General features: G+C 66.2%; 16 protein-coding genes and 1 tRNA gene. 11 read left to right on the top strand and 6 right to left on the bottom strand.

The genetic code is table 11. The annotated features are described in order from the left end of the window. Window position 1: 1 nt before the first annotated feature. Window positions 2–2878, bottom strand: coding sequence for an excinuclease ABC subunit UvrA (uvrA, locus tag J7654_RS13465; protein ID WP_209736401.1), 2877 nt, complete (start codon window positions 2876–2878; stop codon window positions 2–4). 145 nt (window positions 2879–3023) lie between these two features. On the opposite strand from uvrA, the gene J7654_RS18365 reads away from it, so the two are divergent. From J7654_RS18365 to gyrA, 4 genes are all read left to right on the top strand, one after another. After that, the gene (locus tag J7654_RS18365) at window positions 3024–3263 is read left to right on the top strand and encodes a VOC family protein (protein WP_245195503.1); all 240 of its coding nucleotides are present in this window, start codon (window positions 3024–3026) and stop codon (window positions 3261–3263) included. Further along, window positions 3232–3444, top strand: a complete 213-nt coding sequence (locus tag J7654_RS18360; protein WP_245195502.1) for a VOC family protein — start codon at window positions 3232–3234, stop codon at window positions 3442–3444. The genes J7654_RS18365 and J7654_RS18360 overlap by 32 nt, the downstream gene beginning before the upstream one ends. A gap of 105 nt (window positions 3445–3549) precedes the next feature. Then, window positions 3550–4092: a single-stranded DNA-binding protein gene (gene ssb, locus J7654_RS13455; protein ID WP_209736400.1), complete on the top strand. Its 543-nt coding sequence runs from the start codon at window positions 3550–3552 to the stop codon at window positions 4090–4092. A gap of 357 nt (window positions 4093–4449) precedes the next feature. Continuing rightward, the gene (gyrA, locus tag J7654_RS13450) at window positions 4450–7128 is read left to right on the top strand and encodes a DNA gyrase subunit A (RefSeq protein WP_245195778.1); all 2679 of its coding nucleotides are present in this window, start codon (window positions 4450–4452) and stop codon (window positions 7126–7128) included. Window positions 7129–7204: 76 nt separating this feature from the next. Here the strand turns inward: gyrA and J7654_RS18420 are convergent, their stop codons facing one another. After that, complete coding sequence (locus J7654_RS18420) at window positions 7205–7333, bottom strand: hypothetical protein (RefSeq protein WP_280842340.1); 129 nt, start codon at window positions 7331–7333, stop codon at window positions 7205–7207. Window positions 7334–7556: 223 nt separating this feature from the next. Between J7654_RS18420 and coaD the strand changes: the two genes are divergently transcribed. The 5 genes from coaD to tgt all read left to right on the top strand — a co-directional run bounded on the left by coaD (window position 7557) and on the right by tgt (window position 11374). Then, window positions 7557–8000 (top strand): pantetheine-phosphate adenylyltransferase, encoded by a 444-nt coding sequence (coaD, locus tag J7654_RS13445; RefSeq protein WP_245195501.1) that lies wholly within the window; start codon window positions 7557–7559, stop codon window positions 7998–8000. 36 nt (window positions 8001–8036) lie between these two features. Next, window positions 8037–8594: a peptidylprolyl isomerase gene (locus J7654_RS13440; RefSeq protein WP_209736397.1), complete on the top strand. Its 558-nt coding sequence runs from the start codon at window positions 8037–8039 to the stop codon at window positions 8592–8594. A 115-nt stretch (window positions 8595–8709) separates the two neighbouring features. Next, a complete protein-coding gene (locus J7654_RS13435; protein ID WP_209736396.1) occupies window positions 8710–9186 on the top strand; it encodes a peptidylprolyl isomerase in 477 nt (158 codons plus the stop codon). Continuing rightward, on the top strand, window positions 9186–10241 hold the full coding sequence (gene queA, locus J7654_RS13430; RefSeq protein WP_209736395.1) for a tRNA preQ1(34) S-adenosylmethionine ribosyltransferase-isomerase QueA: 1056 nt from the start codon (window positions 9186–9188) through the stop codon (window positions 10239–10241). Before J7654_RS13435 ends, queA begins: the two co-directional genes overlap by 1 nt. Then, the gene (gene tgt, locus J7654_RS13425; protein ID WP_209736394.1) at window positions 10238–11374 is read left to right on the top strand and encodes a tRNA guanosine(34) transglycosylase Tgt; all 1137 of its coding nucleotides are present in this window, start codon (window positions 10238–10240) and stop codon (window positions 11372–11374) included. The genes queA and tgt overlap by 4 nt, the downstream gene beginning before the upstream one ends. Before the next feature lie 16 nt (window positions 11375–11390). Here the strand turns inward: tgt and J7654_RS13420 are convergent, their stop codons facing one another. The 4 genes from J7654_RS13420 to J7654_RS13405 form a co-directional block, all read right to left on the bottom strand. Then, a complete protein-coding gene (locus J7654_RS13420) occupies window positions 11391–12314 on the bottom strand; it encodes a glutaminase (protein ID WP_209736393.1) in 924 nt (307 codons plus the stop codon). A 40-nt stretch (window positions 12315–12354) separates the two neighbouring features. Beyond that, window positions 12355–13461 carry a YihY/virulence factor BrkB family protein gene (locus tag J7654_RS13415; protein ID WP_209736392.1) on the bottom strand — a complete coding sequence of 369 codons (1107 nt, stop codon included), beginning with the start codon at window positions 13459–13461 and terminating at the stop codon, window positions 12355–12357. Window positions 13462–13593: 132 nt separating this feature from the next. Continuing rightward, window positions 13594–16596 carry an autotransporter outer membrane beta-barrel domain-containing protein gene (locus J7654_RS13410; RefSeq protein ID WP_209736391.1) on the bottom strand — a complete coding sequence of 1001 codons (3003 nt, stop codon included), beginning with the start codon at window positions 16594–16596 and terminating at the stop codon, window positions 13594–13596. Window positions 16597–16720: 124 nt separating this feature from the next. Continuing rightward, window positions 16721–16796, bottom strand: a tRNA-Lys gene (locus J7654_RS13405). A 160-nt stretch (window positions 16797–16956) separates the two neighbouring features. Here J7654_RS13405 and J7654_RS13400 point away from each other — a divergent pair. Together J7654_RS13400 and glmU are read left to right on the top strand one after the other, a co-directional pair. Then, complete coding sequence (locus tag J7654_RS13400) at window positions 16957–17694, top strand: cytochrome c biogenesis CcdA family protein (RefSeq protein ID WP_209740550.1); 738 nt, start codon at window positions 16957–16959, stop codon at window positions 17692–17694. 24 nt (window positions 17695–17718) lie between these two features. Continuing rightward, window positions 17719–19077, top strand: coding sequence for a bifunctional UDP-N-acetylglucosamine diphosphorylase/glucosamine-1-phosphate N-acetyltransferase GlmU (glmU, locus tag J7654_RS13395; protein ID WP_209740549.1), 1359 nt, complete (start codon window positions 17719–17721; stop codon window positions 19075–19077). Window positions 19078–19189: the final 112 nt, after the last annotated feature.

The raw sequence follows: 19189 nt of genomic DNA, 5'->3' as shown, positions 1-19189 counted from the left end.
CCTACTCGGCCGCCTCGGCCTTCGGCGCCGGCCGCCGTTCCAGCAATTCCTTCAGGAAGCGCCCGGTATGCGAACGGGCCTCCTTCGCGATGTCTTCCGGTGTCCCGGTCGCGACGATCCGCCCGCCGCCGTCCCCACCTTCGGGGCCGATATCGATGACGTAATCAGCCGTCTTGATGACCTCCAGATTGTGCTCGATGATCGCGACCGTATTGCCCTGGTCTACCAGCGAATGGAGGACTTCGAGCAGCTTGGCAACGTCGTGGAAGTGCAGGCCCGTGGTCGGCTCGTCCAGGATGTAGAGCGTGCGGCCCGTCGCGCGCCGCGAAAGCTCCTTGGCCAGCTTCACGCGCTGCGCCTCGCCGCCGGAGAGCGTCGTGGCCTGCTGGCCGACCTTGATGTAGCCGAGCCCCACTTCCTTCAACGTCGCCAGCTTGTCGCGAATGGACGGGACGGCCGCGAAGAACTCGACACTCTCCTCCACGGTCATGTCGAGGACGTCGGCGATCGACTTCTCCTTGAACGTCACCTCCAGCGTCTCGCGATTGTAACGCTTGCCGTGGCATACGTCGCAGGTGACGTAGACATCCGGCAGGAAGTGCATCTCGATCTTGATGACGCCGTCGCCCTGGCACGCCTCGCAGCGGCCGCCCTTCACGTTGAAGGAGAAGCGGCCCGGCTGGTAGCCGCGCGCCTTGGCCTCCGGGAGCCCCGCGAACCAGTCGCGGATCGGCGTGAAGGCCCCGGTATAGGTCGCCGGGTTGGAGCGGGGCGTGCGGCCGATGGGGGACTGGTCGATATCGATGACCTTGTCCAGCAGTTCCAGCCCCTCGACCCGATCATGCTCGGCGGGAATGTCCCGCGCGTTGGAGACGCGCCTTGCCGCGGCCTTGAACAGCGTTTCGATGAGGAAGGTCGACTTGCCGCCGCCCGAAACACCCGTCACGCAGGTCATCAGGCCCATCGGCACCTCGGCCGTCACGCTCTTCAGATTGTTGCCACGCGCGCCGACAACCTTGATCGCCTTACCCTTCGTGGCCTTGCGGCGCTTCTGCGGCACCGGAACGCCGAGGGCGCCGGACAGATAGCGGCCGGTGAGCGACCGGGGATGAGCCATGATCTCGGCCGGGGTTCCCGAGGCGATCACCTCGCCGCCGTGGATGCCGGCTGCCGGGCCGATATCCACCACATGGTCGGCCGCAAGGATCGCATCCTCGTCGTGCTCCACCACGATGACCGTATTGCCGATGTCTCGCAGATGCTTGAGCGTAACGAGAAGCCGTTCATTGTCGCGCTGGTGCAGGCCGATGGAGGGCTCGTCCAGAACGTACAGAACGCCGGTGAGGCCGGAGCCGATCTGCGAGGCAAGGCGAATACGCTGCGATTCGCCGCCCGACAGGGTGCCGGAGGCGCGCGCGAGCGTCAGGTAATCGAGCCCCACATCGTTGAGGAATTTCAGTCGCTCGCGAATCTCCTTGAGGATGCGGACGGCGATCTCGTTCTGCTTCTGCGTCAGTTCCTCGGGCAGCGTCTCGAACCAGGCGGCGGCCTGCCGGATCGAAAGCTCCGTGACGGCACCGACATGCTTTCCGGCGATCTTCACCGCCAGCGCTTCCGGCTTCAGCCGGTATCCCGTGCAGGCCGGGCAGGGCGTGGCCGACATGTATCGCTCGATCTCCTCGCGCGACCACGCCGAATCCGTCTCGCGATAGCGTCGGGCAAGATTGGTGACGATGCCCTCGAAAGGCTTTGTCGTCTTGTACGAGCGCAGCCCGTCATTGTAACGGAACTCGATCTTTGTGCGGCCTGTGCCGTTCAGGATCGCTTCGCGCGCGGCCTCGCTGAGATCGGACCATTTGTCGGTCTGCTTGAAGCCGTATTCGCGCCCCAGCGCCTCCAGCGTCTGCCCGTAATAGGGCGAGGTGGACTTCGCCCACGGCGCGATGGCCCCTCCCTTCAACGTGCGGTTCTCGTCCGGCACGATCAGGCGCGGATCGACCGCCTGGTGAGAGCCGAGGCCGTCGCAGCTCGGGCAGGCGCCGAACGGGTTATTGAAGGAGAAGAGACGTGGCTCGATCTCGGGAATTGTGAAGCCGGACACCGGGCAGGCAAACTTCTCCGAGAAGACCATCTGGCGCGGCCTCCCGCGCTCGTCCGTGCCATCGGCGAATTCGGCCACCGCGATGCCATCGGCCAGCCGCAGAGCGGTCTCGAGCGAGTCGGCCAGGCGCGCGGAAATGTCCGCGCGAACCACGACGCGGTCCACCACGATGTCGATATCGTGCTTGTACTTCTTGTCCAGCGCAGGCGCATCGGCAATGTCGTGAAACTCGCCATCGATGCGAACCCGCTGGAAACCCTTTTTCTGAAGCTCCGCCAGTTCCTTGCGGTATTCGCCCTTTCGCCCGCGCACCAGCGGGGCGAGCAGATACAGGCGCGTGCCTTCCTCGAGCGCGAGGATGCGATCGACCATCTGACTGACGGTCTGGCTTTCGATCGGCAGGCCAGTGGTGGGCGAATAGGGCACGCCCACCCGCGCGAAAAGAAGGCGCAGGTAATCGTAGATCTCGGTGACGGTGCCCACCGTCGAGCGCGGGTTCTTCGACGTGGTCTTCTGCTCGATGGAGATGGCCGGCGAGAGGCCGTCGATCTGGTCGACGTCCGGCTTCTGCATCATCTCGAGGAACTGGCGCGCATAGGCCGAGAGGCTCTCGACATAGCGCCTCTGCCCCTCGGCATAGATCGTGTCGAAGGCGAGCGACGACTTGCCCGACCCGGAGAGCCCCGTCATGACGATCAGGCTGTCCCGGGGAAGATCGAGATCGACATTCTTCAGATTGTGTTCGCGCGCGCCGCGCACCGAAATCGTGTTCTTCATGAGCTCTGCCGCGACACCCTGGTCCCCATCTCCGCCGAACCAGTCCCGGCGAGGTCTGGTCACAACGCGGCTTGACGAAAAGCGTTCTAGTGTTCTCTCTATGTTCCTATTCGCCCTGCCTGAGGCTGGCAAGAGAGGCCAAGTGATGTTCGAACAGAGAATGACGCTTCTTACCCTCGGCGTGGCCGATGTGGGAAGGGCGCGAGCGTTTTACGAGAGGCTCGGCTGGAAAGCCTCCAGCGCGAGCCAGACGGGAATCGCCTTCTTCCAGATCGGGGGCAGCGCCATCGCGCTGTACGAACAGGCCGCGCTGACGGCCGATACGGGGCTTGCCGAACCTCGCCCGGGCGCCCGTGACGCTGGCCTACAACACGCGCTCGCGTGAGGAGGCAGACCTGTTGATGGGCGAAGCGAAGGCTGCGGGCGCCGCCGTGCTTCGTGCCCCTCACGAAGCACCGTGGGGCGGTTATGTCGGCTACTTCGCCGATCCCGACGGCCATCCCTGGGAGGTGACCTATGCACCGACCCTCGTGCCGCAAGCGGACGGAAGCATCGTGCTGCCGTAGCGAATCATGAAAGAATCAGGGGGAAAGCAGAGCTGTGCCTTTCTTGGGCGCGGTCGCATCCCTAGGTTCGCCGAACACTTCATCCGGGCGCAGGAGACGGAAAACATGGCAGGCAGCGTCAACAAGGTCATCCTCGTGGGCAATCTCGGGGCGGACCCGGAGGTGCGCCGACTGAACTCCGGCGACGCCGTGGTCAATCTGCGCATCGCCACTTCGGAGAGCTGGCGCGACCGCGCCTCGGGCGAGCGCAAGGAGCGCACCGAATGGCACAACGTCGTCATCTTCAACGAGAATCTCGTGAAGGTGGCCGAGCAGTTCCTGAAGAAGGGATCGAAGGTCTATATCGAGGGCCAGCTCCAGACCCGCTCATGGGACGACCAGTCCGGGCAGAAGCGGTACACTACGGAAGTCGTGCTCCAGCGCTTCCGGGGCGAGTTGCAGATGCTCGACGGCCGCAACGAAGGCGGCGGCTCTTATGAAGGCGGCGGTGGCGGATACGAGCGCGGCGGCGGCGGGGGCGGGGGACGCTCCGGCGGCGGTGGCGGCGGATACGGTTCCAGCGGTGGCAGCTCGCGCGGGGGCGGCAGTGCCGGAGGCGGAGGAGGCGGGGGCCGATCGGATGACCTCGACGACGAAATTCCGTTCTGAAGATCAACGCGCGCGGCCCGGTCGAGAAGCAGGCCGCACCAGCGACTCGACCGGAATGGCCAGGCCGTTTCTCAACGGCCTGCTGCCTCCTTTCATAAGGTGCGCCCCGCACCGGAGTGGCGAGGGGAGCACCTGTCCAGCCGAACGAGAGGCTTAACGCCGCGCTGAGGAGCGAGGGCCAGGATACCGCGCAAGGCTTCCGCCCGGGCGCGGCTCGTCGCCCTTGCGCTTTGAGGCCGCAGGTTCCATACCCCCTCTGACGCTAGAAGCAGCCGGGAAAACCACTTGGCCGACGAAGACAGCAAAACCCCGCCCGAACGCCCGCGCGGGATCGAATCCGTCTCCATTATCGAGGAAATGCAGCGGTCCTATCTCGACTACGCGATGAGCGTGATCGTGAGCCGCGCGCTGCCCGACGTGCGTGACGGGTTGAAGCCCGTGCACCGGCGCGTGCTCTTTGCGATGAGCGAAATGGGCCTTGCCTGGAATCGCCCGTTCCGCAAATCCGCAGGTGTCGTCGGCGAGGTGATGGGTAAGTACCATCCGCATGGCGACGCCTCGATCTACGACGCGCTGGTGCGCATGGCGCAGGACTGGTCGCTGCGCGCGCCGCTGATCGACGGGCAGGGCAATTTCGGCTCGATCGACGGCGACCCCCCGGCGGCCATGCGCTACACCGAGTGCCGCCTGGAGAAGGTCTCCGAAGCGATCCTCGAGGATATCGACAAGGAAACGGTCGACTTCCAGGAGAATTACGACGGGCGCGAGATGGAGCCCGTGGTGCTTCCCGCGCGCGTTCCGAACCTCTTGGTCAACGGCTCCGGCGGCATCGCCGTGGGCATGGCGACGAACATCCCGCCGCATAATCTCGGCGAGATCGTCGACGGCTGCGTGGCCATGATCGACAATCCGCAGATCACATTGCCGGAACTGATCGAGATCATTCCGGGCCCCGATTTCCCGACGGGCGCGATCATTCTCGGCCGGGCCGGCATCCAGTCGGCCTATTCCACCGGGCGCGGCTCCATCCTGATGCGCGGCAAGGTGCATATCGAGGAGATGCGCGGCGAGCGCGAGGCGATCATCGTCACCGAGGTTCCCTACCAGGTGAACAAGGCGACGATGATCGAGAAGATGGCCGAGCTCGTGCGCGACAAGCGCATCGAAGGTGTCTCCGACATTCGCGACGAGAGCGATCGCGACGGCTACCGCGTCGTGGTGGAGCTGAAGCGCGAGGCGTCCTCCGACGTGGTGCTGAACCAGCTTTACCGCTTCACTCCGCTGCAGACCTCCTTCGGCGCGAACATGGTGGCGCTGAACGGTGGCAAGCCGGAGCAGATGACGCTGGTCGACATGCTCTCGGCCTTCATCGCCTTCCGCGAGGAGGTGGTGAACCGGCGCACCAAGTTCCTGCTGCGCAAGGCGCGCGAACGCGCGCATGTGCTGGTGGGCCTTGCCATCGCGGTCGCCAATATCGACGAGATCATCGCCCTCATCCGCCGCGCGCCCGACCCGGCGACAGCGCGCGAACAGTTGATGGAGCGCGAATGGGAAGCCAAGGACGTGGCCCCGCTCGTGCGGCTGATCGACGATCCGCGCCACCGCATTTCGGAGGCGGGAACCTACCGGCTTTCGGAGGCGCAGGCCCGCGCCATCCTCGACCTTCGCCTCCAACGCCTGACGGCGCTCGGCCGCGACGAGATCGGTGACGAGTTGAACAAGCTCGGATCCGAGATCAAGGATTATCTCGACATCCTCTCCTCGCGCGTTCGCGTGCGCGACATCATCAAGGCCGAACTGATCGCCGCGCGCGACGAGTTCTCCACGCCCCGGCGCACGGTGATCTCCGAGGGCGCGGCGGACATGGACGACGAGGACCTCATTCCTCGCGAGGACATGGTCGTCACCGTCAGCCATGGCGGCTACATCAAGCGCGTGCCGCTGGCCACTTACCGGGCGCAGCGCCGGGGCGGCAAGGGGCGCTCGGGCATGAGCCTGAAGAGCGAAGAGGATTCGGTGACACGGCTGTTCGTGGCCAACACGCACACGCCGGTCCTGTTCTTCTCCTCGCGCGGCATCGTCTACAAGGAAAAGGTCTGGCGCCTGCCGCTGGCCACGCCGCAGTCAAGGGGCAAGGCGCTGGTCAACATGCTGCCGCTCGAAAAGAACGAGCGCATCACCTCGATCATGCCGCTGCCGAACGACGAGGAGGCCGCGGCCGAGCTGAACGTCATGTTCGCCACGACCAAGGGCACCGTTCGCCGCAACAAGCTGGCCGACTTCATCCAGGTGAATCGCAACGGCAAGATCGCGATGAAGCTGGAGGAGGCCGAGGATGAGATTCTCGCCGTCGCCACCTGCTCGGAGGACGACGACGTGCTCCTGACGGCAGCGTCCGGCCAGTGCATCCGCTTCCCCGTCACCGATGTGCGCGTCTTCGCGGGCCGCAATTCGATCGGCGTTCGCGGCATGGCCCTGAGCAAGGGCGACCGGCTGATCTCCATGGCCATCCTGCGCCATGTGGATGCGACGCCTGCCGAGCGCGCGGCCTATCTCAAGATGCGCAGGGCCGTTGAAGGTGAAAGCGGGGTGGAAACCGCGACGGATGAGGAAAGCGTGGAGGACGTGTCCCTCAGCCAGGAGCGTTACGCCTTTATGAGCGCGGCCGAGGAGTTCGTCCTGACCGTCAGCGAGTTCGGCTACGGCAAGCGGTCGTCGTCCTACGATTTCCGCACGATCGGGCGCGGCGGCAAGGGTATTCGCGCCACCGACGTATCGAAGCTTGGCGATATCGGGCAGTTGATCGCAGGCTTCCCCGTCGAGGATGGAGACCAAATCCTGCTGATCTCGGATCGCGGCCAGATGATCCGCGTGCCTGTCGAGGGTATCAGGATGGCGAGCCGAGCGACCAAGGGCGTTACCATCTTCAATACCGCAGATGGTGAGCGCGTCGTTTCCGTCGAGCGCATTCCCGATCCCGGCGGCGAGGATGTGGAAATGTCGGGAGAGGATGGCGGCGAGGAAGCCGCCTCCTGATGCTTGAGTGGGCATTCGACAGTGTCGGGTGCCCAGCCTGGGCGGTGGCCGGGAAGACCCGGCGCCGCCGGCAGGCCTATCGCATGACGCGCGCTTTGCGCACCCGCGCCTTGACGCGCGACTGCTCCGCCTCGTTGTGGATCGTGACGGCTGTCGCCGTCACCAGCGTTGCCACCATGGTCAGGGAAAGCGCGAAGATCAGCATGGCATATCTCCAGATTCAGCCGGACAACGCGAGCGAAGTTTCATTGGTTCCGGACCGGACTTTTCGTCGGTCCGCCGCTTTGTCTTTCGCAGGGTGCAGGCAACTTCTTTCCGAGATATGGGTGCGGGACGCTCTCAGCGGTAGAGCGGACGTGGTTTCGATAAACGCGGTTAGCCGAGGGTGAAGTTTGGGCAAGGCGCTCTATGCGGGATCGTTCGATCCTATGACCAACGGTCATCTCGATATCCTGAAGCGGGCGAGCCGTCTTTTCGACGAGGTGGTGGTCGCCATTGGCGTCCATCCGGCCAAGCCCGGCCTCTTCTCGTTCGAGGAGCGCGCCGCCCTGATCCGGGAGGCGCTGAAGGGGGAGGGCAGCGCCATCGAGGTGATCTCCTTCTCGGGCCTTGTCGTGGAAACGGCGCGGGAGGTGGGAGCCGACATTCTTCTGCGCGGCCTGCGCGACGCGACCGACTTCGACTACGAGATGCAGATGGCGGGCATGAACGCCAGCCTGGCGCCCCAGATCGACACGGTGTTCCTGCCCGCCAGCGCGCCTTCCAGGCCCATAACCGCCACATTGGTCCGGCAGATCGCAGCGATGGGCGGAGATGTATCGGCCTTCGTGCCAGCGCCCGTCGCCATCGCCCTCAAACGGAAATTCGCCTGACGGCCCAGCGCCCTCGGGACTGATCGGAGACCTGCCTTGACCCTCTTTGCCCGCCTCGGCTTCGCCCTGTCGCTGCTGACCTCCGCCTTCGCACTGCCGGCCTCCGCGCAGGAGACCGCGGACCCGGAAAACACTCTCGTCATCACGACCGACCACGGCGACATCACCATCGCGCTTCGCCCCGATCTGGCGCCCAACCATGTGGAGCAGATCAAGGCGCTGGCAGCCGAGGGATTCTATGACGGCGTGGTCTTCCATCGCGTGATCGACGGGTTCATGGCGCAGACCGGAGACCCCACAGGTACCGGCATGGGCGGCTCGGAGCGCCCGGATCTGGCCGCCGAGTTCTCGAACGAGACCTTCGACCGGGGCACGGTGGGCATGGCCCGCAGCCAGAACCCGAACTCGGCGAACTCGCAGTTCTTCATCATGCTGGCTGACGGTGACTTCCTCGACGGCCAGTACACCGTGGTGGGCGACGTGGTGGCCGGGATGGAGGCCGTGGACCAGATCAAGAAGGGCGACGCGGCGACCAACGGGCAGGTGGAGGATCCCGACCGGATGCTGACCGTGCGCGTCGGCGGCGATTCCTGAGGCACCCGCCCGCACGGGTTGCGAGGGCGCGCCCGATGCGGCAAACAGCCTGACGATTCCTCGAACAGCCGGCGCAGGGCGACCTCCGCCGGCGATAGTCTTGAAAGGAGAAGGCATGGCCTTCGACAAGCCGGAAGACACCCTGGTTCTGGAAACCACGAAGGGCCGGGTGGTGATCGAGATGCGCCCCGACCTCGCGCCGGGCCATGTCGAGCACATCAAGAAGCTCGCGCGAGAGGGCTTCTATGACGGCATCGTGTTCCACCGCGTCATCGAGGGCTTCATGGCCCAGACCGGCTGCCCGCGCGGCACCGGCACGGGCGGCTCGCAGTATCCCGACCTGAAGGCCGAGTTCAACCCAGAGCCGCACGTGCGCGGCACGGCTTCCATGGCCCGCGCGCAGAACCCCGACAGCGCCAATTCGCAGTTCTTCATCTGCTTCGAGGACGCGCCGTTCCTGAACCGCCAGTACACGGTCTGGGGCAAGGTCATCGAGGGCATGGAGAATGTCGACCAGATCAAGCGCGGCGAGCCCGTGCGCGATCCCGACAAGATCGTCTCGATGAAGGTTGCCGCCGACATCGAAGGCTGATGCGCGTCGATCTCTTCGACTTCGAGCTTCCGGAAGAGCGGATCGCCCTGCGGCCCGCTCTTCCGCGCGAATCGGCCCGGCTCCTGCATGTGCCGGCCAATGGCGGCTTTGGCGACAGGACGGTCGCGGAGCTGCCGGCGCTGCTGCGCGAGGGCGACCTTCTCGTCTTCAACGATACGCGCGTCATCCCCGCGCAGTTGGAAGGGCGCCGCATCGGCCGGGGAACGGATGAGCCTGCCTTAGGCGCCACCTTGCACCAACGCCTCGACGGCTCGACCTGGAAGGCCTTCGTGCGCGGCGCGCGCAAGCTGAAGCCGGGCGATATCGTGCGGTTCGGCGACGATGCATCCCTCCATGCCACGGTGCGGGAGAAGGGTGAGAGCGGCGAAGTCACCTTCGCCTTCGAGGCGAGCGGGCCGGAGCTGGACCGCGCGATCGCGCATGTCGGCTCGGTGCCGCTCCCGCCCTATATCGCCTCCAAACGCGCCGTGGACGAGCAGGATCTCAGCGACTACCAGACGATCTATTCGCGCCAGGAGGGCGCCGTCGCGGCCCCCACGGCAGGCCTGCACTTCACACCCGCCCTGATGAAGGCATTGGCGGCGAGAGGAATCGAGCAGGCGTTCGTCACCTTGCATGTAGGGGCCGGCACGTTCCTGCCGGTGAAGGCCGATGATACGGCCGCCCACCGGATGCATTCGGAGGTGGGAACCATCGACGAGACGACCTGCGCGCGGTTGAACGCGGCGCGGGAGGCGGGGCGGCGCATCGTCGCGGTGGGCACCACGTCGCTGCGCCTTCTGGAAAGCGCGGCGGATGACACAGGAAGGCTTAGCCCCTTCGCCGCGCCGACCGACATCTTCATCACGCCCGGCTACCGCTTCCGCGCGGTCGATGCGCTGATGACCAATTTCCATCTGCCACGCTCGACGCTGTTCATGCTCGTTTCCGCCTTCAGCGGACTGGAGCGAATGCGCGCGGCATACGACCATGCCATCGCCGGGGGCTATCGCTTCTATTCCTATGGCGATGCCTGCCTTCTGGAACGCTCATGACAAACCGCTTTTCGTTCACATTGCTGGCGCAGGACGGGCATGCGCGCCGGGGCGAGATCACGACGCCGCGCGGCACGATCCGCACGCCGGCCTTCATGCCGGTGGGCACGGCGGGGACCGTCAAGGCGATGTATCCGGGCCAGGTGCGCGACCTGGGGTCCGACATCATCCTCGGCAATGTCTATCACCTGATGCTGCGGCCGGGGGCCGAACGGGTGGCCAAGCTTGGCGGGCTTCATGAATTCGCCCTCTGGCCCTGGCCGATCCTCACCGATTCCGGCGGCTTCCAGGTCATGTCGCTCTCCTCGCTCCGCAAGCTGGACGAGGACGGCGTCACCTTCCGCTCACATATCGACGGTTCCACCCATCGCCTGACGCCCGAGCGCTCCGTCGAGATCCAGCATCTGCTCGATTCCGATATCCAGATGCAGCTCGACGAGTGCATTCGCCTGCCGGCCGACCGGCGGGAGATCGAGCGCGCGATGGAGCTTTCGCTGCGCTGGGCCGAGCGGTCGGCGAAGGCATTCGGCGATCAGCCCGGCAAGGCCATGTTCGGCATCGTGCAGGGCGGCGACCAGCCGGACCTGCGCATCCGCTCGGCCGAACGCCTCGCCGCGATGGACCTGAAGGGCTACGCCGTGGGCGGGCTCGCAGTGGGCGAACCGCAGGCGGTGATGCTGGAGACGCTGGCCGAGACGTTACCCTCGCTGCCCGCCGGCAAGCCCCGCTATCTGATGGGCGTCGGCACGCCGGACGATATCGTGCAGTCGGTGGCGCGAGGCATCGACATGTTCGACTGCGTCATGCCGACGCGGGCAGGGCGCCACGGCCTCGCCTTCACGCGACACGGACGCATCAACCTTCGCAACGCGCGCCATGCCGAGGATTCCTCGCCGCTCGACGAGACCTCGGACTGCCCCGCCAGCCGCGACTATTCGCGCGCCTATCTGCACCATCTCGTGCGCGCCGACGAGGCACTGGGCGGAATGCTGCTGACATGGAACAATCTGGCCTACTACCAATCGCTGATGGCCGGCATTCGAAGCGCCATCGAGGCCGGCTCATATGCCGACTTCGTGGCCGAGACCAAAGCCGGGTGGGAGCGGGGCGAGGCAGCCCGAAAGGCCGCCTGAGACCGCCCGTGTGCCCCTAACCGAAAACCGACCATCCGGTTCGCTGCGAAAGCTTGGCCAGTGCCAGCGTTCCCAGCATCGAATTGCCGTTCTTGTCGAGTCCGGGCGACCAGACGGCGATCGACGCCATGCGGGGCGCGACGGCCAGGATGCCGCCCGCGATGCCGCTCTTGGCCGGCAGGCCGACCCGGGCCGCGAACTCGCCCGAACCGTCATACTGCCCGCAGGTCATCATGAGGGAAGCGATCTGTCGTGCGCTATGGCCATCGGCCAGGATGGTGCCCGCCTCCGGGTCCGCGCCATTGTTCATGAGAAACCGCCCGGCCTTCGCCAGATCACGAGAGGACAGCGAGAGCGAGCACTGGCGCGTATAGGCTTCGATGACGCTGTCCACCGAATGATTGAGGTTGCCGAACGACTTGGCGAAATTCGCCAGCGCCTGGTTGGTGTAGGATGACGAGGCGTCCGAACTCGCGATCTCCTCATCGATGCGAACATTCTCGTCCCCAGCCAGTCGGACGAGGAGGGACCGTACGAGATCGGCCTCGTCGCCCTCGGCCCTGTCCAGGAGGAGATCGACCACGACCAGCGCCCCGGCATTGATGAAGGGGTTGCGCGGAAAGCCTTCGTGCCGCTCGAGATCGATGATCGAGTTGAACGGGTCGCCGGACGGCTCGCGCCCCACCCGCTTCCACACGTCCTCACCGTAGGCCTCCAGCGCCAATGTGAGCGAAAACACTTTCGAGATGCTCTGGAGGGAGAAGGGCTCGTCGGCATCACCCGCCACTGCGACTTCGCAATCCGCAGTCACGACGGCCAGGCCGACCTTGTCCAGATCGGCCCCCGCCAGTTGGGGAAGCGCATCCGATGCCGTCCCGTGGTCCTTCTCGGCGCGCACTTCCTCCACGATCTGCGCAACGATGTCCTGCAACTCTGGCACGCCTGGCGCCTCCGGTCTCTGTTGATGTGGGGAGCGGCCATCAGCCGGTCTGCTTGCCGAGCGAGTCGGCCATGCGGGCTCCGCGTTGGCCCATCGGCTGGTTGGGCTCGGTGGTCGTATCCTTCGCAGTCTGGTGCTCCAGCTCGGCATTCAGTTCCGCGCCGAGCAGGATGACCATCGAGGAAATCCAGATCCATGTCATGAAGCCGACCGCCGCGCCGAGCGAGCCGTAGGTCTCGTCATAGCTGCCGAAATTCTCGACATACCAGGAGAACAGGATCGACACGATCACCCAGAGCAGCGCGGCGAGAGCTGAGCCCCAGTTGACCCAACGCCACTTGGCCTTTTCCCGGCTCGGCCCGTAGCGGAAGATGATGGAGATGCCGACGCTGACGACCACGAGCAGGATCGGCCAGCGCAGGAGCAGCAGCCATTCCTCGACAACGCCGAGCCCGAAGAAGTTCAGCGCGACGGGCAGGACGACGACCGCGCCAAGCGCCACGATGATGAAGATCAGCGTCGACAGGGTGAAGAGCAGGCTGATGAGCGTGAGCTTCACGAAGCTTCGCTTCTCGGTTTCGCCATAGACGATATTGAGCGCGTCGAAGAGCGACTTCATTCCGGCATTCGCGCTCCACAGCGCGATGCCAAGGCCGAAGACGAGCCCGAAGCCCAGCGTGGTGCGACCCTGAGCGGCCAGCCGGCTCATCGTCTCGGCGAGGATGTCCATGCCGCCTCCGGGGACGACGCCGTCCAGAACGTCCAGATGTTCGCTGACGGTCGCGGGGTCCGCAAAGATTCCATAGATGGAGACGAGCGCGGAGATCGCGGGGAAGATCGCCAGCAGGACGTAGAAGGTCAGCCCGGCCGCGACCAGCATCAGCCGGTCGTCGTTGAACTCGCTATAGGTTCGAAGCAGGATGTCCTTCCATCCGCGCGCCGTCATTTCGGAGGGCGCGCCAGCCTCACGTCCGCGTGCGGCCTGCGAACCGGCGCTCGTACCGTCCTGCACCTCGGCGCTTTCCTCGCCCCCGCTGTCCCGTCGCCCGAAGCGCGAAAGGGTGCCGATCCCCATGATGGCAATGGCCCAAAGGGGCGTGCGCCGCTGCCGGGGCGTGTCGCGCAGGCGCGCCTTGCTCGATTCCATCTGGGGCTCTTTCCGTATTTCCAACGTGGTTTGAACGCACCACTGCCGCAAGCGATCCGGGGCCAAGGCGCTTATCGGCCCGAAATCCACCGACGCCCCGGCAAGACATGCGAGAACGGACGGGCTGCGGGATCAGAAACGATAGGAGAAGCCGGCGTTGATGCCGTTGTCGGTGGAACCGCTGCCGAACTGCCCGATATAGTTGAGGCTGAGCTCCGCATTCGGCGACAAGCCGACATCCAGGCCCAGTTCGACGACAGCGGAATTCCTGGAGACGGGAACGCCGGATACGATAAAGGCATCGCTGCCGGCGAAGGCGGGACGCGCCGTGAGTGCCTCGCCGGCAAGGACACGCCGCCATCCCAGCATACCCTTCGTCGTGACATCGAGGCCGCCGACGAACATGCGCGACGAGGCGCGCAGGCCAAGGGTCGACAGGGTTGCATCGTGCCGCGCGCCCGGCGCGGCGAGGGCCGCTGCGCCGCCGCTTTCAGCCCAGCCATCCATATCCAGGTGCACATAGGCAAGGCCGGCGAAGGGCTCGATCTCCGCCGCCCCCAGCGCCAGCCCATAGCCCAGTTCTCCGAAGAGCTGGGCCGTCCGGGCGCCGTAGTCGGCAAAAAGCGTATCGGTAAAGTGCGCGAAGGCGACCGAGCGGGCTGCCTCGATCTCGTGCCAGCCATAGGCCGCGCCGCCCCGCAGGTTGAAGCCGGCGAGCTGCGTGCCGGCATAGGCGCCGACATGGACACTTTCGACATCCGCCGAGGAGGCGCGCTCGTCCAGATCGTAGGCCGAGCGGCTGTAACCGGCCAAAAGGCCGACGCGCGCCATATCCGCGATCAAGGCGTCCGCGCCAAGAAGGAGCCCGGCCGTATCGCGGGCGAGCGAGGCGGCCTTGCCGTCTCCATCACTCTCGCCCCAGGAGCCGAAGCCGGACATCCACGCGCCTGCGCCGCCGACGGCCCGCGCGGCGCCTCGATCCGGCCCGGAGGTGGCGAAAGCGATCTCGGGCATGGAACGAGCCGCACGAAGCCGCTCGTCCGCCGCCTTCCGAATGTGCCGCGTATCCTCGATCAGGCCGGTCCCGATCGAGGCGTGCACCTCGCCGGAGAGCCAATCGAAGGCTGCGGCCGCGCCGGAGCGATCCAGCCGAACCAGCGCGTCGTAGAGCGGCGTGCCGGGAGCCGGCCTGTCGAGAACGCCCGCGACCCCGCGTCCATTGGGCGTGCCCACGGCTTCCGAGAAGGGCACCTCGTTGCGCTCCAGTGCGATCAGCACGCGGTTCGCATCGTAGGAGAGTTCAGGCGCGAGAAAGGCGAAGTCGGATTCCACCGCGCCATACTGGCCCGTCAGGCCGCCCGCCGCCTCGACGAGCGTGTAGGCGCGAAACGCCTCGAAGGACTGCGCGGCGAGGATGCGAAGGCGGCTTGCGTCCTCGATGAGGACAGCTCCATCGACGGCCAGCGGCGCGAGCGTATCCGACAGGACCACGCTGTGAAGCGCCCCGGCGCCAAGCGTCAGATTGCCAGCGATGCTCAGCGAAGGCCCGTCAGCAAGAAGGGTTCCGCCATCCGCGACCGTGAGGGAGCCGGCCCGGCCCGCCCCCGCGATCGTGCCGGTGCCGAACACCGCGATTGGGGCGAGAGACAGCCCGCCGTCGAGGAGGAGCGTGCCGTCCTGAACGCTGCTGGGACCGAAGATCGCGCTGGCGCCCGTCACGCGGAAGACACCGCCTCCGACCTTGGCGAAGCCACCCGCGCCGGCGAAGGTGCCGGCAAATTCGCTCGAGCGTCCATCGCCGCCCAGTGTCAGGGTGTTCGACGCCAGATCGACCGCGCCCTCGCCGGCCAGCGAGCCGATCGTTTGGTCGAAGCCGGCGACGTCGAGGAGCGCGCCGGAGGCGACGGTGACGGCCGAGAGGGGGGCGAACGCGTTCGCGGAAGCCGCCTGAAGGGTTCCGGCGGCGACACGGGTCGGGCCCGTATAGCTGTTCTCGCCCTCCAGCCGCAGGATCTGGTCCCCGACCTTGACCAACGACCCGCCGGTTCCGCCCGCAACGCCACCGTCCGCAAGGCCGCCGACGGTGGTCATCAGCCCGTTGCCGCCGACGGTGAGCGCAAGACCGCCGAGAAAGACCCTCCCCGTGCCGAGGAGGGAGCCGACGCTCGTCGCGCCGCTCGTCAGGGCGGAGAAATCGAGAACGGCATCGTCCTGGAGGCGCATTTCGGCGAGGCCGCCGGAGGCCTCTTGAGCGAAATAGGTGGCGCCGCCCGTCTGCGTCTCGATCAGGGCGGTCGCGGCCGTCGAGCGGCCGTCGAACGTCAGTTGTCCCGCATGTGCGATCCGGCCCGCCCCCGCCGATGAATCGTCGGTGAAGCGGACGCTCGAGCCGGCATTGCCGACGATCTGGCCTTCGCCAAGCGAGGCCTGCCCGGTGAAGTCCACGCCGCCGCTATTGGCGATGACGGCCGCGCCGGCGCCGCTCTCGTCGGCGAAGGTGACTTGCCCGGTTTCGTTGTTGGCGATGAAGCGGCTTCCGGCCTGCGCGCGCGCCTCGAACCGCACCGCACCGCTATTGTTCAGGAGGCCGCCATCGCCGCCGCCGGCCTCGTCCGTGAAGACGACCGTGCCGGATTCATTGTTGATAAGGCCGGCCGTGCCTGCGCTACTCCTATCGGAGAAGCGGAGTGCTCCGTTGTTCTCGATCTCGGCGCCGCCTGCGCTGGCCTGCCCGGCAAAACTGAGGTCGCCCGAGCCGTTGTTGACGATTCGCGCGGAGCCCGCGTTCGATGCGTCCTCGAAGGAGGTCTGCGCATTGTTGGTCAGCACTGCGTTTTCGCCGGCGGCCCGTCCCGCGAAGCGCGCGGAGCCGCCATCGTTGACGACGATCCGCGCGTCGGCCGCCGAGGCATCGTCCGTGAAGGTCACGCTTTCGCCGGTGTTGCGCGTGATCTCGGCGCCATCGGCACGCTCGGAGCCGGAATAGACGAGATCGGAAGCCTGCATCTGGAACGGCCCGTTCGCCTGTTCCACATCCTCCGGCAGCATCGCGAAGGGCTCGGCGGCGCTTGCCGGCGTCATCGACGCCAGAAGAGTGAGAATAGAGGTCGTCGCGGCCAGATCACGAAACCGCATCGCACCCCTGCCTCCGCCCAACGACCATCGTCGCAGGACATCATGCCTGGCTTATGCGAAGGTTAATAGCCCGATGAAATCGCCTGCACGGTCGGACGCAAGCGCATTTCAGGCCCCGGATCATTGGTGAGCGCGCTGGGGCTCGAACCCAGGACCTACAGATTAAAAGTCCGTTGCTCTACCAACTGAGCTACGCGCTCATCGCAGCGGTGCGTCGAGCCCCGGGCGATTCCGGCGGACCATATTGTCCGGGCCGCGCGGGGTCAATCCGGAGAGGGGCGCGAGCGCATTTGCGGTCGGCCAAGCCGCGCGATAGAAGGGCGGCGATGGTGGGCCGCGATCGGAAAGGACGGCGAATTGATCTCCGAACTCTCCTATCCGACGGCGGTCTTCGCCGGGGCGCTGTCCTTTCTGTCGCCCTGCGTCCTGCCGCTGGTCCCGCCCTATCTCTGCTACATGGCCGGCGTTTCGGCCGATGAACTGCGCGCCGGGCGTGCCATGCCGTCTGCCGGTTACACGCGGGTGGTCGCCACGGCGATGATCTTCGTTCTGGGCTTCTCCACCGTGTTCGTCGCGCTGGGGGCGGGCGCTTCCACGATCGGGCAGGTGCTTCGGCAGAACATGCATTGGCTGGGTGTCGTCGCAGGGCTCGGCATCATCGTCATGGGGCTGAGCTTCCTCGGGCTCTTCCGCCTGCCGTTCCTGGCGCGCGAATTCCGCTTCACCGCGCCGGACAGGCCGCGCAGCCTGCTGGGCGCCTATCTCATGGGCCTGGCCTTCGCCTTCGGCTGGACACCCTGTATCGGCCCCGTCCTCGGCGCGATTCTCGGCCTTGCCGGCACGCAACAGACGGTGGGCGAGGGCGCTACGATGCTGGCCTTCTATTCGGCCGGCCTCGGCGTTCCGTTCATTCTGGCCGCCGCCTTTTCCGGCGCCTTCCTGAGAGGCGCGTCCCGCCTGCGTGCGCATTTCGGCACGGTGGAGAAGGCGATGGGCGGCCTTCTCGTCGTCACAGGCATCCTCTTCCTGACGGGCGGAATCCAGACCTTCTCCTTCTGGCTTCTGGAAACCTTTCCGGCCTTCCAGGCCATCGGCTGACAGATTTTGAACAACGGACCGCATCTGATGACGCGCACCTGCCTGTCTATCGTTCTCGCCGCCGGTGAGGGCACGCGCATGAAGTCCTCCCGCGCCAAGGTTCTGCACGAAGTGGCAGGATTGCCGCTCGTCTGCCATGCGGCGGAGGCTGCCCGGGCCGCCGGCTCCTCCCACATCGCGCTAGTGACAGGGCGTGAGGCGCAGGCGGTGGAGCAAGCCGTGCGGGCGCGCTCGCCCTCCGTCTCCGTTCACCTGCAGGCCGAGCGCCTCGGCACCGCCCATGCCGTCCTGGCTGCGCGGCACGCGCTGGAGCGCGGGTTCGACGACGTGCTGGTGCTGTTCGGCGACACCCCGCTTCTCACGGCCGAGACCTTGCGGCGCGCGCGCGCCGAACTGGCGAACGGGGCGGCGGTCTGCGTCGTGGGCTTTCGCACGAAGAGCCCTGCAGGCTACGGGCGCCTGCTCGTCGAGAACGGCGCTCTGATCGCGATCCGCGAGGAGAAGGACGCCAGCGCGGAGGAGCGTGCGGTCGAGTTCTGCAATGGCGGGGTGATGGCATTGCAGGGCGCCCGTGCGCTGGCGCTTCTGGACCAGATCGGCAACGACAACGCCAAGGGCGAATTCTACCTGACCGACATCGTGGAGAAGGCGCGGGAGGCCGGCCTTGCGGTGCGGGCGGTGGAGGCAAGCGAGGATGAGCTTCTGGGGGTCAACACACGGCTGGAGCTCTCGGCCGTCGAAGCGCTCTGGCAGGAGAGGCGGCGGCGCGAAATGATGCTGTCCGGCGTCACGATGATCGCGCCGCAAAGCGTCTTCCTTTCGCACGACACGGTTCTCGAACCCGACGTGATGGTGGAGCCGAACGTCGTCTTCGGACCCGGCGTGCATGTGGCCGGGGGGGCGACGATCCACGCCTTCTCGCATCTGGAAGGCGCTGAGGTAGGCGGGAAGGTTTCCGTCGGCCCCTTCGCGCGGCTGCGGCCGGGCACGGTGCTGGGCACCGGCTCGAAGGTCGGGAATTTCTGCGAGACCAAGAACGCTGTTATCGAGGAAGAGGCGAAGGTGAACCACCTCACCTATATCGGCGACGCGCATGTGGGGGCCCGCGCCAATATCGGGGCGGGAACCATCACCTGCAATTACGACGGCGCGCTGAAACACCGTACCGAGATCGGCGAAGATGTCTTCGTCGGGTCGAACTCCTCCCTCGTCGCGCCGATCGCCATCGGGAACGGAGCCTATGTCGCCTCGGGCAGCGTCCTCACAGAGGACGTGCCCGGCGACGCGCTCGCCATCGGGCGCGGACGGCAGGTGACGAAGGAGGGCCGAGGGAAGATGATCCGCGAGCGGAACGCGGCGGCGAAGAGGGCGAAGCCTTCCTGACCGGCTCAACGCGCGCGTAATCTTTCGTCATCAAAATCTATGATCGGCGCTCAGGGCTTTCATGCTCTAAGCGTGCCGGTCGTCCGCCCGAGCGGCGGACTTTGCACTTTAT

Source organism: Aureimonas populi, assembly GCF_017815515.1.
Classification (GTDB): Bacteria; Pseudomonadota; Alphaproteobacteria; order Rhizobiales; family Rhizobiaceae; genus Aureimonas; species Aureimonas populi.
The sequence above is the reverse complement of the archived record's forward strand: the minus strand, read 5'-3'. Positions and strand labels throughout refer to the sequence as shown.